We start from the raw sequence: 13,529 nt of genomic DNA on the forward strand, positions 1-13,529 counted from the left end.
GCCCCTTCGTCGACTTCCGAGGTGAACCTGGATGTCCAATGTCCTGATTTCCGGCGCACCGCCGGCCCGGACCGCCGGCGGGCTGTCCGCCACCCTCGTCCTGGCGCTGGGCACGTTCGCGGTCGGCACGGACGCCTTCGTGGTCGCGGGCTTCCTGCCCTCGATGGCCGGGGACCTGCGCGTCTCCCCCGCCACGGCCGGCCAGTCGATCACCGTCTTCGCCGCCGCCTACGCCCTGCTCTCCCCCGCACTCGCCACCCTGCTGGCCCGGCTGCCCCGCCGGACTTTGCTGGTCGCCGCGCTCACCACCCTCGGCCTGGCCAACCTCGGCTCGGCCCTCGCCCCGGACATGGCCGCGCTGCTCGCCTCGCGCGTCCTCGCGGCCGCGGGCGCGGCCGCCTACACCCCCAACGCCGGTGCGGTCAGCGCCGCGCTGGTCCGCCCCGAACTGCGGGCCCGCGCCCTGGCGGTGGTGATCGGCGGACTGACCGTCGCGACGGCGCTCGGCGTACCGCTCGGGAACGCCGCGAGCCACTGGCTCGGCTGGCGCGCCGCGCTGGGCCTGGTCGCCGGGCTCTGCCTGCTGGTCGCCGCCGTGCTGCGCGCGGTCATGCCACGAGTGGCGGGGAACGCGCGGGTCCCGCTGCGCACCCGCCTCGCCGTGCTGCGGCGCCCGGCGGTGCTCACGGTGCTGCCGCTGACCGTCCTCGGCATGGGGGCGAGCTACACCGCCTACGCGTACAGCGTGCCGGTGCTGGACGCCGTCGGGGTCGGCGAGGGCTCGGTGCCGCCGGTGCTCTTCCTCTACGGTCTCGGCGCCGTGATCGGCAACCTCGCCGCCGGGTGGGCGACCGACCGCTGGGGCTCCCCGGCCGTCCTGACCGCCGGTTACGCCGTGCTGGCGGCGGCGCTCGGCGCCCTGGCCTGGCTGGCGGCCGCCCGTACGGGGGCCGTCCCGACGGTCGGGCCGCTGGTGCTGCTGTGGGGTGCGGGCAGCTGGTGCCAGACGCCGCCGCAGCAGCACCGGCTGATCGCGGCCGCGCCCCAGGAGGCGCCGCTGGTCGTCTCGCTCAACTCCTCGGCCATCTACGCCGGGATCGGGCTCGGAACGGTGCTCGGCGGCGCCACCCTGGATTCCGGCGCGGCCGTGGTGTACGGGCTCGGCGCGGCGATCGCGGCGGCGGCGCTGCTGTTCCTGCGGTGGAGCGTCCGCCGCTGAACGCCGGTCGCCGCGCTCGCGGTGGCGGGCACCGGCACGCCCGCCGCCCCCGTCGGTGGCCGCCCCGAGGAGGAACCCGGTGCCCGTGGCGCTCTCCACCGCCGGGCTGTCCGTCTCCGAGCGCGCGGAGGTGGCGCTCCGCCCGGGTGGCGCTCCGCCGACCGGACGCGAGCCGTGGTCGCTGCGCCGATCGGCGGCCGGCATCCCGTAGGGTCGGCCGAATGGCGAAGTACTTCGACGTGCATCCAGAGTCCCCCCAGCCGCGCACCATCGGCACGGTGGCCGACAGCCTCCGCTCCGGCGCCCTCATCGCGTACCCCACCGACTCCTGTTTCGCCCTGGGCTGCCGCCTGGACAACCGCGACGGCCTGGACCGCATCCGGACGATCCGGCGTCTCGACGACCGCCACCACTTCACCCTGATGTGCGTGGACTTCGCCCAGCTGGGCCAGTTCGTCCAGCTCGACAACAACGTCTTCCGCGCCGTCAAGGCGGCGACACCGGGCGGCTACACCTTCATCCTCCCCGCCACCAAGGAGGTCCCCCGCCGCCTGATGCACCCGAAGAAGAAGACGGTGGGCGTCCGGATCCCCGACCACACCGTCACCAGGGCGCTGCTCACCGAACTCGGTGAGCCGCTGGTCTCCAGCACCCTGATCCTCCCCGGCGAGGACGAGCCGATGACCCAGGGGTGGGAGATCAAGGAGCGCCTCGACCACGTGCTGGACGCCGTGGTGGACTCCGGCGACTGCGGGACCGTACCGACGACGGTCGTCGACTTCTCGGGCGGCGAGCCGGAGATCGTCCGGCGCGGGGCAGGGGACCCGAGCCGGTTCGAGTGACGGGCCGGGCGCTCCACGACGGCCCCGACGGGCCCGGGGCGCCCGGGTCCGACCGCCGTACGGGCGTCGTCCTACCGCCGTACAGGCACCGTACAGGCGCCGTTAATTGATGCCTGGCTCTCCTTGCACGACCTGTACGCTGATCATGCGCGCGAAAAGTACACAAGCGTTCGACAGCGACACATCTGTGGGGGGAATCGGTGCGTAATCGCCGAGTTGTGGTTCTTGCTGCCCTGGTGGCGGCCGGTGTGGGCATCACGCCCGGGATCGCCCAGGCGGCGGGGCCCTCGGCGCCTCCCGCGAAGGGGGCGCCGGCCCAGGGGGCGCCGGCTCAGGGGGCACCCGCCGCGAACGGGGCCGCCGTGAACGAGGCTGACGCGGTGCGGAAGCTGGCGGGCAAGACGTTCAGCAGCCCCGCCGAGCGGACGGTCGTCTCGCCGAAGGCCGACGGGCGGAAGGCCGCCGCGCCGACCGGGCAGGCGGCACCGGCGCAGAGCGCACCGAGCACGCAGAGCACGCCGAGCACGTGGAGCCCCTTCATCAGTCTGCAGGCCTGGGCCGGCGACGCGCACGGCCTCGAACTGCGGACCTACGCCTCCGCCTACGGCAGCTCCGCGATCGACGTCACCATCGCCTGGGGCGACGGACAGTCGGACACCTACACCGTCGACCTCACCGGCTCCAGCTACGACTCGCGCACCAACAAGCACCGGTACGCCGCGGTCGGCACCTACGACGTCAAGGTCACGATCAAGGACACCACGCTCGGCCAGGAGGCCTCCAACTCGGTCCAGATCGTGACCGGGGGCGCCGAGTTCACCCCGCACACGCCGACCCGGCTGCTGGACACCCGCGCGGGCATCGGCGCTCCGCTGACCAAGGTCCCCGCCCGCGGCACCGTGGCCCTGAAGGTCGCGGGCGCCGCCCAGGTGCCGGCCAATGTCTCGGCGGTGGTGCTCAACGTCACCGTCACCAACGCCACGGCGGACGGGCACATCTCGACGGCGGCCCTCAAGGACCTGGCCGAGAGCACGGACACGTCCAGCCTCAACTACGCCGCCGGCCAGACCGTCCCGAACATGGTGATCTCGGGGGTCAAGGACGGCTACGTCTACCTGTTCAACGCCGGCTGGCAGCCGGTGGACCTGCTCGCCGACGTCACCGGCTACTTCACCCCCACCACCGCCAGCGGCTACAAGGCGGTGCCGCAGGTGCGCGCCGTCGACACCCGCGAGGGCCTCGGGGCGCCCAGGGGCCAGGCCCCCGGGCTGAGCAGCTTCGACGTCGCCGTCGCCGGCCGCAACGGCGTGCCGAACAACGCCACCGCCGTGGCGGTCACCCTGACGGTCACCGGCCCGCAGGACGCCGGCCACCTGATCGCCTACCCGACCGGGCAGGCGGCGCCGAGCACCTCCACCCTGAACTTCACCGCCGGCCAGACCGTCGCCAACGCGGCGATCGTCCCGGTCGGCGCGGACGGCAAGATCTCCATCCGCAACGGCAGTTGGAAGCCGGCCGACGTGGTGCTCGACGTCGTCGGCTACTTCACCCCCGACAGCCGCGCCGCCTACGTCCCCGGCTACTCGGCGCTCCGGCTCCTGGACAGCCGCAAGGACAGCTGGGGCCGCAAGGCCGCCCCGCTGGCCGCCCGCAGCTTCTTCGCGATGCGGCACGAGGCCGACACCCACGAGCCCCACGTCGACGGGTGGGTGCTGAACACCACCGTCACCAACACCAGCGGCCCGGGCTTCCTCTCGGTCAGCCCCGACCCCAACTTCTGGTCCGACTACCAGAACGGCACCCCGACCGTGCCGCAGCGCCCCGTCTCCTCGACGCTCAACTGGACGGTCGGCCAGACCGTCGCGGGCGTCGCGCAGACCGCGGGCGGCAAGGGCGGCATCATCGACATCTGGAACCAGGGCTGGCAGGACGTCGACTTCATCGTCGACCTGGTCGGCTACTACGAGTCGTACTGACCCACCGGCAGGCCTGAGGACGGGGCGGTGTTCCATGACGGAGCACCGCCCCGTCGGCCGTACGGGCCCACGGGAACGTCACCCCGAGGCCGCCCAGGACAGCAGCAGCCGCAGGCCGTCCTCCGAGGGCGAGCCCGGGTCGGCGGTGTAGGTGACCAGGGCCTGGCCGGGGTCGTCGGCCGGGCGGAGGGTGTCGTAGGCGAGGTCGAGGGTGCCGGCCAGGGGATGGTGGAAGGACTTGCGTCCGGAGGTCTTGTCGGCGACCGGGTGTTCGGCCCACATGCGGTGGAACTCCTCGCTGCCCAGGCAGAGCCGGCCGACCAGTTCGGCGAGCAGCGGGTCGTCCGGGCGGCGGCCGGCCTCCAGGTGGAGGAAGGCGACGTTCTCCCGGGCGCAGGCGGGCCAGTCGGCGTAGAGCTCGCGGGAGGCCGGGTCGAGGAAGGTGATCCGGGCGATGTTGCGGTCCTCGGCGGGCAGGGCGCCGTAGTCGCCGAACAGTGCGACGGCGGCGTGGTTCCAGGCCAGGACGTCCATCCGGTGGCCCATCACCACGGCCGGGGTGTCCCGGAGCTGCTCCAGCAGGTGCAGCAGGGAGGGGCGCGGGCGCTGCCGGGCGGCGGTGCGACGGGGGCGGGCCGCGGGCCGGGCGAGACGGTGCAGGTGGCCGGACTCGTCGGGGGCCAGGCGCAGGGCGCGGGCGACGGCGCCGAGGACGGCGTCGGAGGGGTTGCCGACCCGGCCCTGTTCCAGGCGGGTGTAGTAGTCGACGCTGACGCCCGCGAGGTGGGCGAGTTCCTCCCGGCGCAGCCCGGCGACCCGGCGTCGGCCGCCGTAGTCGGGAAGGTCGACGTCCTCGGGGCGCAGGCGGGCGCGGCGGGTGCGGAGGAATTCGCTCAGGGCGCTGCTCGGGTTCACGGTACGGATTCTCACCCGGACGGGGGCCTCCGTGCCTGGTCCTGTCAGGGCCAGGCACGGAGGCGGGGCCGACTCAGCCGACCGGGGACGGAGGCAGGACCGACTCAGCCGACCGGGGACGGGAAGCCCGGGACGAGGCCGCCGTCGATCACGACGTCCTGCCCGGTGATGTACGAGGAGCGCCCGGAGAGCAGGAAGGCGACCGTCTCCGCGACGTCCTCGGCCGTGCCCAGCCGGCCGAGCGGGACGTGGCGGCTGATCGGCTCGTGGTCGGCCGGGTCCGGGACGGCGGCGTGGAACATCTCCGTCACGATGTAGCCGGGGCTGACCGAGTTGACCCGGATGCCGCGCCCGGCCAGTTCGGCGGCGAGGGTGCGGGCGAGGCTGAGGACGGCGGACTTGCTGGCGGCGTAGACGGCGGCGCCGGGCATGCCGCGGTGCGGGGTCCAGGAGGCGTTGAGGACGACCGAGCCGCCGCCGGCCGCGTCCAGCAGCGGCAGGGCGTGCTGGACGGTGAAGAACACGCCCTTGAGGTTGGTGGCGACGATCCGGTCGAACTCACCCTCGGTGACCTCCCCCACCGGGTGGAAGCCCGCCACGCCCGCGTTGGCGAAGACGCCGTCGAGCCGGCCGTACCGCTCGCCCACGGTGTCGGCCAGCCGGGCGAGGTCCGCCGGTACGGAGGCGTCGGCGCGGACGGGGAGCAGCCGGTCACCGGCGTCGAGCAGCGCGGCGGCGCGGGCGAGCCGGGCTTCGTCGCGGCCGGTGATGACGACCCGGGCGCCGGTGGCGAGGAGGTGCCGGGCGGTGGCGAGGCCCATGCCGCTGGTGCCGCCGGTGACGAGGACGGTGGAGTCGGCGAAGGAGATGGCGGAAGAGGAAGTGTGGTTCATGGCGTCCACCCTCGCGGCGGACGCCGGGGCGGCACCAGGCCCGCCCCGACCCTGGGTCCGGGAGAACCTGGGTCCGGGAGAACCAGGGTCCGGGAAAACCACCCTCCGCACCGGGAATCGGAGCAGCCGACGGCTGGTTGGGCCAAGACGACGGTCCGAACACAGCACTCGCGAAGAGGGACTTCCCATGAAGATCGGCATCATCGGCGCGGGCAACATCGGCGGCAACCTGACGCGGCGGCTGACGGCGCTGGGCCACGAGGTGGCGGTGGCCAACTCCCGCGGTCCGGAGACGCTCAAGGAACTGGCCGAGGAGACCGGAGCGAAGGCGGTGACGGCGGCCGAGGCCGCGAGCGGCGCGCAGGTCGTGGTGGTGACGGTGCCGCTGAAGAACGTGCCGGACCTGCCCGCCGGGCTGCTGGACGGCGCCGCCGAGGGCGTCGCCGTGATCGACACCGGCAACTACTACCCGAAGGAGCGCGACGGCCGGATCGACGCGATCGAGGACGGCGGGCTGACGGAGAGCCGTTGGACGGAGCAGCACCTGGGGCACCGGGTGGTGAAGGTGTTCAACGGCACCTACGCCCAGGACCTGCTGGAGCGCCCGCTTCCGGCGGGCGACCCGGAGCGGCTCGCCGTGCCGGTGGCCTCGGACGACGAGGCGGCCAAGCGGGTGGTCCGGGCCCTGGCCGACGAGTTGGGCTTCGACACCGTGGACGCGGGCGGGATCGACGAGTCCTGGCGCCAGCAGCCGGCCACCCCGGTGTACGGGCTGCGCGCCGGCGTCGAGGCGGTCACCCGGGCGCTCGCGGAGGCCTCCCCGGAGCGCCCGGCCGCCCACCGGGCGTAAGGCGTCACTCACGCGCCGGGCGTCACCCGAGCCTGCGCGCCCCCTCCGCCGGGACGGCGGTGAGGGTGCGCGGCTCGGCGTAGCCGGCCGCGCGGAACGCGGCGGTGGCCTCGGCCGCGACGTGCCCGGCCGCCGCCGCGTCCACCAGGGCGATGACCGAGCCGCCGAAGCCGCCGCCGGTCATCCGCGCGCCGTGGGCGCCGGCCGCCAGGGCCGCTTCGACGGCGAGGTCGGTCTCCGGGCAGGAGACCCGGTAGTCGTCGCGCAGCGAGGCGTGTCCCGCGGTGAGGATCGGGCCGAGTGCGGCGAGGTCGCCGGCGTCCAGACGGGCGACGGCGTCCTCCACCCGGGCGTTCTCGGTGACCACGTGGCGCACCAACGGAACCAGTTCCGAGGGGAGTCGGCCGAGCGCGTCGGCCAGCCCGGAGGGCTGGAGCGAGCGCAGCGCGGGCAGCCCGAGCAGCGCGGCCGCCCGTTCGCAGCCGGCCCGCAGCGCGGCGTAGGCGCCGTCCCCGAGGTCGTGCTTCACCCGGGTGTCCAGGACCAGCAGCGCGAGGCCCGCTCCGGCGAGGTCCACCGGCACCTGACGTGCCGTCAGATCGCGGCTGTCCAGGAACAGCGCGGCACCCGGACGGCAGCACATGGACGCCATCTGGTCCATGATCCCGCAGGGCACGCCGACGAAGGCGTTCTCGGCCCGCTGCGCCAGCACCGCCAGTTCCGGCGCCGGGATCCCCAGCCCGTACAGGTCGTTGAACGCGGCGGCGACCGCGCACTCCAGTGCGGCGGAGGAGGAGAGCCCGGCGCCGCCGGGCACGTCACTGTCCAGCCGGAGGTCCGCCCCGCCGACCGGGTGTCCGGCCTCGCGCAGCGCCCACACCACGCCCGCCGGGTAGCCGGTCCAGCCGGGCGCCGAGCCCGGGGCGAGGTCGTCGAGCGCGAGGTCGACGACCGGCCCGCCACCCTGGGCGGACCAGAGCCGCAGCCGCCCGTCCGTCCGGCGGGCCGCCTGGGCCCGGACGGCCTGCGGCAGCGCGATCGGGAGGACGAACCCCAGGTTGTAGTCGGTGTGTTCGCCGATCAGGTTCACCCGGCCGGGGGCGGCCCACTCCCCCTCGGCGGGACGGCCGTACAGCTGCTCGAACGTCCTCATGCGGCTGCCTCCCGCAGCCGGCGGGCCGCGTCCTCGGGGGTGACGTCGTTGACGAAGGCGTCCATCCCGGACTCCACCCCGGCGAGGTACTTGAGCTTGTCGGCGGTGCGGCGGATGGTGAACAGCTCCAGGTGCAGGGCGAGTTCGGCGCCCTGCCCGGCCGGAGCCTGGTGCCAGGCGGAGATGTACGGGGTGCGGCCGGTGCCGAAGAGCCGGTCGAAGCGGCGCAGCAACTCCAGGTAGAGGGCGGGGAATTCGTCCCGTTGCCCGGCGTCCAGGGCGGTCAGGTCGGGCACCCGGCGGTGCGGGTAGAGGTGCACCTCGTACGGCCAGCGGGCGGCGAAGGGGACGAAGGCCGTCCAGTGCTCCCCGGCGAGGACGACGCGTTCGCCGTGGGCGCGTTCGGCGGCGAGCAGGTCGTCGAAGAGGTTGCGGCCGGTGGCGGCCCGGTGCTCGGCGGCGCGGGCGGCCATCCGGGCGGTGCGCGGGGTGGTGAAGGGCAGGGCGTAGATCTGGCCGTGCGGGTGGGCGAGGGTGACGCCGATCTCGGCGCCCCGGTTCTCGAAGCAGTAGACCTGCCGGACGCCGGGCAGCGTGGAGAGTTCGGCGGTGCGGTCGGTCCAGGCGTCCAGGACGAGCCGGGCGCGCTCGGGGGTGAGGTCGGCGAAGGACGCGTCGTGGTCGGCGGTGAAGCAGACCACCTCGCAGCGCCCGACGCCGGGGCCGGCGGTCCACAGGCCGCCGGTCCCCAGGCCGCCGGCCTCGCTCGCGGGCTCGCCGGGCGTTCCGGCCAGCGAGGGGAAGCGGTTCTCGAAGACGGCCACCTGGTAGTCCTCGGCCGGGATCTCGCTGAGCCGCCCGTCCCTGGACGGGCAGAGCGGGCACTCCTCGGCCGGCGGCTGGTAGGTGCGCGCCTGGCGGTGGGCGGCGATGGTGACCCAGTCGCCGGTGGCCGGGTCCAGCCGGACCTGCGAGCCGGGGGCCTGGGGGTCGAGCGGCCGCTCGTCCACGGCGTCGCGGGGGGCGGCGGCGCCGCTGTCGTAGTAGATCAGCTGCCGGCCGTCCGCGAGGGTGGTCGCGGTCCTGACGGTGCCGGTATGGGTCAGGGACGTCCCGGGCATGGCCTTTTCCTCCGAGTGAAGCCATTGGAATCAAACAGAAAGCTACACTCTCCAACAATATCCATCAGAACCGCTCACCAGAAGTGGTCCAAGGAGGCCTTCCGATGGCTGACAGCGCCCACCCCCTCGCCGAACAGCGCCGTGTGCTGATCCTGGAGCAGGTCCGGGGCCGCGGCGGGGTCCGGGTCACCGAGCTGGTCCGCGACCTCGGGGTCTCCGACATGACGGTCCGCCGCGACCTGGACGCGCTGGCGCGGCGCGGCCTGGTCCACAAGGTGCACGGCGGAGCGGTGCGGGTCGACGCGCCGGCCACCGGTGAACCCGGATTCGAGGCCAAGGCGCGGTGGGAGCAGCCCGCCAAGGAGGCGATCGCCCGGGCCGCCGCGGCACTCGTACCGCCCGGTTCGGCGGTCGGGCTGTCCGGCGGAACGACCACCTTCGCGGTCGCCCGGCAGCTGCGCGCGGTCGAGGGCCTCACCGTGGTGACCAACTCGCTGCGGATCGCCGACCTGCTCGAACAGCCCGCCGAGGACGGCACGCCGTCCACCGCCACGGTGATCCGCACCGGCGGCGTCCGGACCCCCTCGGACGCGCTGGTCGGGCCGGTCGCCGACCAGGCGATCCGCTCACTGCACGTCAACCTGCTGATCCTGGGCTGCCACGGCCTCTCCCCCGAGGCCGGGCTGACCACCCCGAACCTGGCCGAGGCGGAGACCAACCGCGCCTTCCTCCGCTCCGCCCGCCGGGTGGTCGTGGTGGCCGACCACACCAAGTGGGACGCGGTCGGCCTGGCCTCCTTCGCCGCCCTCGACCAGCTGGACGTCCTGGTCACCGACGCGGCCCTGCCCGCCGAGCAGCGGACGGCGGCGGCCGAACTGGTCGGCGAGCTGATCGTGGCGGCGGCCGTCTGAGAGACACGTCCGGGCGTCGGCTCCAGACGTCGGTCGCCCGGAGCCGCCCGTCGTCAGGCGTGGGAAGTCGGCCGGGCCGACGCGCCACGCCGTCCGCCCGGACTCTCAGGCGTACGGGAACACCGGCTGGAACACCTCGGCCAGCCTCGCCTTGACCGCGGCACCGTGAGCGAGCGGGACCGGGTGGCCGCCGCGCTCCGCGGGCACCCCGAGGTCCGCCAGGACGTACAGGGCGAACAGGGTGCGGACGGTGTTGGAGGCCCAGACCGGCATCGGCCCGCGCTCCTGCCCGGCGAAGGCCTCGCCGATCGTCGACAGCCAGGCGGTCGACCGCTCCGGCGTCAGGTCCGGGCGGGTGAGGACGAGGGCGAGGGCCCGGGCGAGCCGGTTGTCCTCCCGCTCGGCGAACAGGTGGCCGGTCGGGGCGAGCAGGCGCTCGGCGGCGAGCGTGAGCAGCGGTTCGGGGTCGACCCCGGGGCGCCGGCCGAGGGCCCCCAGCAGGTCCGCGCCGTGCGCCACCGCGTGCAGCCAGCCGAGCGTGTCGTCGCGGCCGCGCAGGTCGGTCTCCGAGCGGTACCAGGCGGCGAACGCGTCGAGCCACTCGGGCCGCAGGTCGCCCTGGCCCACGATCATCGTCAGGACGAGCGGGGCGAACGTCCTGGCCTCGATCCGCGGATCGGTGAAGCGCTCCGCCATCAGGTCGCCGAGCGCCAGGCGCCGTTCGCCGTCGATCACCCCGCTCCGGATCCAGGCGTCCAGGATCGCGTACGGATAGCCGTCCCTGATCTCCGGGTCCGGATCCCCCAGGGCCACCGCCAGTTCCGCGACCAGGTCGTCCAGGCCGCGGCCTTCGGGGAGCGCGCAGTCGGTCTCGTAGATCTCACGCCAGTTCGTCACGGGCGGGACCCTATCGAAGGCCTGCAAGCCCTCTCACCTGCTTTTTCGCCGCCCGTCCTGTGCCCGGCCCTCGCCCGCCGCCCTCGCCCGCCCCCGCATCCGTCCTCAGCCGCCGGCCTCCCTCAGCGGCCGACCTCCCTCAGCCGGAAGTCCTCCACCGTCTCCCGCCGGATCAACAGCCGCGCCCGGCCGTCCCGCACCGCCACCACCGCCGGGCGGCCGACCAGGTTGTAGCCGGACGCCATGGACAGCTGGTACGCGCCGGCCGCCGGCATCGCCAGCAGGTCGCCCGGCCGCAGGTCGGCGGGCAGGGCGGCGTCCCGGACCAGCACGTCCCCGGCCTCGCAGTGGCGGCCGACCACGTCCACCCGCGCCTCGCCCGCCTCCGAGCGGCGGCCGACCAGCCGCACCGCGTACGGCGATCCGTACAGGGCCGGGCGCGGGTTGTCGCTCATCCCGCCGTCCACCGCGACGAAGCCGCGGCCGTCCGCCGTGTGCTTCACCGACAGCACCCGGTACACCGCCACCGCGGCCGGCCCGGCGATCGCCCGGCCCGGTTCCACCACCAGCCGGGGCACCTCCAACTCGGCCTCGGCGCAGCGCGCCGCCAACCGGTCGGTCACCCGTACCGCGAAGTCGGCGAGGTCCAGCTCGTCGTCCCCGGGCAGGTAGCGGATGCCGTGCCCGCCGCCGAGGTCCAGCTCCGGCAGCTCCACGCCGTGCCGCTCCCGCACCGCTTCGAGCAGCCGCACCAGCGCGTCCACCGCGAGCAGATAGGGCTCGACCGAGGTGATCTGCGAGCCCACGTGGCAGTGCAGGCCCGCCAGTTCGAGACCCGGCTGATCGAGCACCCGGGCGATGGCGTCCGCCGCGTCACCGCCCTCGATCGGGAAGCCGAACTTCTGCCCGCCGACCCCGGTCCGCACCGCCGGGTGGTGCCCGGCCGAGATCCCCGGGACCACCCGGACCAGCACCCGCTGCGGGGTGTCGGCCGCCACCAGCGCGGCCAGCCTGGCGATCTCGGCCGGCCCGTCGATGACGATCCGCCCCACCCGCAGCCGCCGCGCCAGCCGCAGCTCCTCCGGGGACTTCGCGTTGCCGTGCAGCAGGATCCGCTGCGCCGGGAAGCCCGCCGAGACCGCCAGCCACAGCTCGCCCGACGAGCACACGTCCAGCCCCAGGCCCTCGCTCTCCACCCACTCGGCCATCGCGCTGCACAGGAACGCCTTGGCCGCGTACAGCACCTCGGCGTGCGGCAGCGCCCGCCGGTAGGCCCGGGCACGGGCCCGCACCTCGGCCTCGTCCAGCACGTACAGCGGGGTGCCGAACCGCTCGGCGGCCTCGGCCAGCCCCACTCCGCCGACCAGCGGGTCGGTGGGTCCCCGGCCGGGCCGCGCCGAGGCCGGCCAGGGGGCGCCGAGCGCGTCGGCGGGGGCGGGGGTGGTCGTGGTGGTGGAAGCGGGGACGGTGGGGGCCGTGGGGACGGGCGGGGCGCTGAGCTGGGTCATGGCGGCTCCTCCTGGGGCGGGGCGTGGGGCGGCGGGTCGGTCCTCGCAGGTCGGTCCTCGCGGGTCGGTCCTCGCAGGTCGGTCCTCGCGGGTCGGTCCTCGCGGGTCAGTCCTCGCGGGTCGGTCCTCGCGGGTCAGTCCTCGTAGTGCAGCGCGAACCGGCAGTGCGCCGGGCGGGTGCGGGTGCGGGTGCGGTCGCGGTCGGCCGCCGAGGACGGATCCGGCGGCTCGGGGCGGTCCTGGCGCACGGTGACGGGCGCGAGGCGGACCGTCCGCTCCAGCGGCTGGTCGACGTCGATGACGGCGGTGGCGGTGGTCATGGCAGGTCCCTTCGAGAGCCGGCCGGTGCGGCCGGACTCCTCCAGTGGAGACCCTCCGCACACCGACCGCACCCCTCCTTGACGCAGGGCGTACGCCGGGACCCCTCTCCTTGACGCCCTCCTGACAGCCGGTCGCCCGGCGGTGGCGGCCGGGCCGCCGGAGTCGCGACGCCCGGCCGTCCGGCCGCCACCGCCAGAGGTCCGTCAAGATCCGTGAGACCTGCGTCATGGTGGCGTCAGCGGCCGTACGGACGGACCGGTTCCGCGGTTCACTGGAGTCATCCGAAGCAAGGAGTTCCGAACCGGCAGGACTCGACGGAGAGTTCCACCGGAGAGACGGAGGCGAACGGGCATGACCGGGACCACCCGAGTGATCGTCGGCCTGAGCGGATCACTGAGCAGTCTGGCCGCCCTCTACCACGCCGTCGGTGAGGCGGCCCGCAACCAGGCGGTGCTGGTGCCCGTCGCCGCCTGGGCCGTGAACGAGCGGGACGGCCTGCGCCCGCTCGCCGAACTGGAGCACGCCGCCCGCCGGCGCCTCGACGTCGCCTTCGAGCAGGCCTACGGCGGCTACCCGTCCGACCTGGTCATCCACCCCCTGGTGGTCAACTCCGAACCCGGCCCCGCGCTGGTCGGCGCCGTCACCGGACCGGAGGACCTGCTCGTCCTCGGCGCCGCCACCCGCCGCCGGCTGGACCGGCTGCGGCACGGCTCGGTCGCCCGCCACTGCCGCCACCGGGCCGGCTGCCGGGTGGTCGAGGTCTCGCCCTCGGCGCTCCTCACCCGCCTCGAACTCCCGGCCCGGACCGGCGCGCCACTGCCCCTGCTCGCGCGTTAGGCACTGTCCGGCCGCTGCCCGCCGGCGATGCACCTCTTCGCCGGCGAGGCCCCACCCGCCAGCGCCCACCTGCGTGACCCGCCGCC

General features: G+C 74.9%; 14 protein-coding genes. 7 read left to right on the forward strand and 7 right to left on the reverse strand.

All coding sequences use genetic code 11. From position 1 onward, the window contains the following. Nucleotides 1-31: 31 nt before the first annotated feature. From ACFRAR_RS02490 to ACFRAR_RS02505, 4 genes are all read left to right on the forward strand, one after another. Nucleotides 32-1,219, forward strand: a complete 1,188-nt coding sequence (locus ACFRAR_RS02490) for an MFS transporter (RefSeq protein ID WP_380693851.1) — start codon at nt 32-34, stop codon at nt 1,217-1,219. A gap of 79 nt (nt 1,220-1,298) precedes the next feature. Further along, nucleotides 1,299-1,430 (forward strand): hypothetical protein, encoded by a 132-nt coding sequence (locus tag ACFRAR_RS02495; protein ID WP_380693854.1) that lies wholly within the window; start codon nt 1,299-1,301, stop codon nt 1,428-1,430. Nucleotides 1,431-1,440: 10 nt separating this feature from the next. Further along, nucleotides 1,441-2,061, forward strand: coding sequence for an L-threonylcarbamoyladenylate synthase (locus tag ACFRAR_RS02500; protein ID WP_380693856.1), 621 nt, complete (start codon nt 1,441-1,443; stop codon nt 2,059-2,061). Nucleotides 2,062-2,423: 362 nt separating this feature from the next. Further along, entirely contained in the window at nt 2,424-4,037 is a 1,614-nt protein-coding gene (locus ACFRAR_RS02505; protein ID WP_380693859.1) for a hypothetical protein, read from the forward strand. Nucleotides 4,038-4,115: 78 nt separating this feature from the next. Here the strand turns inward: ACFRAR_RS02505 and ACFRAR_RS02510 are convergent, their stop codons facing one another. Next, nucleotides 4,116-4,952 (reverse strand): helix-turn-helix domain-containing protein, encoded by an 837-nt coding sequence (locus tag ACFRAR_RS02510; RefSeq protein ID WP_380693861.1) that lies wholly within the window; start codon nt 4,950-4,952, stop codon nt 4,116-4,118. 104 nt (nt 4,953-5,056) lie between these two features. After that, nucleotides 5,057-5,845 carry an SDR family NAD(P)-dependent oxidoreductase gene (locus tag ACFRAR_RS02515; RefSeq protein WP_380693863.1) on the reverse strand — a complete coding sequence of 263 codons (789 nt, stop codon included), beginning with the start codon at nt 5,843-5,845 and terminating at the stop codon, nt 5,057-5,059. 187 nt (nt 5,846-6,032) lie between these two features. Between ACFRAR_RS02515 and ACFRAR_RS02520 the strand changes: the two genes are divergently transcribed. Further along, nucleotides 6,033-6,695, forward strand: coding sequence for an NADPH-dependent F420 reductase (locus ACFRAR_RS02520; protein WP_380693865.1), 663 nt, complete (start codon nt 6,033-6,035; stop codon nt 6,693-6,695). A 22-nt stretch (nt 6,696-6,717) separates the two neighbouring features. On the opposite strand, the gene galK is transcribed toward ACFRAR_RS02520, so the two are convergent. Together galK and galT are read right to left on the reverse strand one after the other, a co-directional pair. Further along, the gene (galK, locus tag ACFRAR_RS02525; RefSeq protein WP_380693867.1) at nt 6,718-7,848 is read right to left on the reverse strand and encodes a galactokinase; all 1,131 of its coding nucleotides are present in this window, start codon (nt 7,846-7,848) and stop codon (nt 6,718-6,720) included. Beyond that, nucleotides 7,845-8,969 carry a galactose-1-phosphate uridylyltransferase gene (gene galT / locus ACFRAR_RS02530; protein ID WP_380693870.1) on the reverse strand — a complete coding sequence of 375 codons (1,125 nt, stop codon included), beginning with the start codon at nt 8,967-8,969 and terminating at the stop codon, nt 7,845-7,847. Before galT ends, galK begins: the two co-directional genes overlap by 4 nt. Before the next feature lie 104 nt (nt 8,970-9,073). Between galT and ACFRAR_RS02535 the strand changes: the two genes are divergently transcribed. Beyond that, the gene (locus ACFRAR_RS02535) at nt 9,074-9,880 is read left to right on the forward strand and encodes a DeoR/GlpR family DNA-binding transcription regulator (RefSeq protein WP_380693873.1); all 807 of its coding nucleotides are present in this window, start codon (nt 9,074-9,076) and stop codon (nt 9,878-9,880) included. A 105-nt stretch (nt 9,881-9,985) separates the two neighbouring features. On the opposite strand, the gene ACFRAR_RS02540 is transcribed toward ACFRAR_RS02535, so the two are convergent. The 3 genes from ACFRAR_RS02540 to ACFRAR_RS02550 form a co-directional block, all read right to left on the reverse strand. Further along, entirely contained in the window at nt 9,986-10,777 is a 792-nt protein-coding gene (locus tag ACFRAR_RS02540; protein ID WP_380693875.1) for a DUF2785 domain-containing protein, read from the reverse strand. A gap of 122 nt (nt 10,778-10,899) precedes the next feature. Next, nucleotides 10,900-12,285 carry a diaminopimelate decarboxylase gene (lysA, locus tag ACFRAR_RS02545; protein WP_380693878.1) on the reverse strand — a complete coding sequence of 462 codons (1,386 nt, stop codon included), beginning with the start codon at nt 12,283-12,285 and terminating at the stop codon, nt 10,900-10,902. A 134-nt stretch (nt 12,286-12,419) separates the two neighbouring features. Next, nucleotides 12,420-12,605, reverse strand: coding sequence for a hypothetical protein (locus ACFRAR_RS02550; protein ID WP_380693880.1), 186 nt, complete (start codon nt 12,603-12,605; stop codon nt 12,420-12,422). A 352-nt stretch (nt 12,606-12,957) separates the two neighbouring features. On the opposite strand from ACFRAR_RS02550, the gene ACFRAR_RS02555 reads away from it, so the two are divergent. Beyond that, nucleotides 12,958-13,443: a universal stress protein gene (locus ACFRAR_RS02555; protein WP_380693882.1), complete on the forward strand. Its 486-nt coding sequence runs from the start codon at nt 12,958-12,960 to the stop codon at nt 13,441-13,443. Nucleotides 13,444-13,529: the final 86 nt, after the last annotated feature.

It is taken from the genome of Kitasatospora sp. NPDC056651 (assembly GCF_042792155.1).
In the GTDB taxonomy this organism is placed as follows: domain Bacteria; phylum Actinomycetota; class Actinomycetes; order Streptomycetales; family Streptomycetaceae; genus Kitasatospora.

Coding starts and splice junctions, on each gene's coding strand:
- ACFRAR_RS02490 (WP_380693851.1), top strand. CDS start 32: ATGTCCAATGTCCTGATTTCCGGCGCACCGCCGGCCCGGACCGCCGGC.
- ACFRAR_RS02515 (WP_380693863.1), bottom strand. CDS start 5,845: ATGAACCACACTTCCTCTTCCGCCATCTCCTTCGCCGACTCCACCGTC.
- ACFRAR_RS02555 (WP_380693882.1), top strand. CDS start 12,958: ATGACCGGGACCACCCGAGTGATCGTCGGCCTGAGCGGATCACTGAGC.
- lysA (WP_380693878.1), bottom strand. CDS start 12,285: ATGACCCAGCTCAGCGCCCCGCCCGTCCCCACGGCCCCCACCGTCCCC.
- ACFRAR_RS02535 (WP_380693873.1), top strand. CDS start 9,074: ATGGCTGACAGCGCCCACCCCCTCGCCGAACAGCGCCGTGTGCTGATC.
- ACFRAR_RS02550 (WP_380693880.1), bottom strand. CDS start 12,605: ATGACCACCGCCACCGCCGTCATCGACGTCGACCAGCCGCTGGAGCGG.
- ACFRAR_RS02520 (WP_380693865.1), top strand. CDS start 6,033: ATGAAGATCGGCATCATCGGCGCGGGCAACATCGGCGGCAACCTGACG.
- ACFRAR_RS02500 (WP_380693856.1), top strand. CDS start 1,441: ATGGCGAAGTACTTCGACGTGCATCCAGAGTCCCCCCAGCCGCGCACC.
- galT (WP_380693870.1), bottom strand. CDS start 8,969: ATGCCCGGGACGTCCCTGACCCATACCGGCACCGTCAGGACCGCGACC.
- galK (WP_380693867.1), bottom strand. CDS start 7,848: ATGAGGACGTTCGAGCAGCTGTACGGCCGTCCCGCCGAGGGGGAGTGG.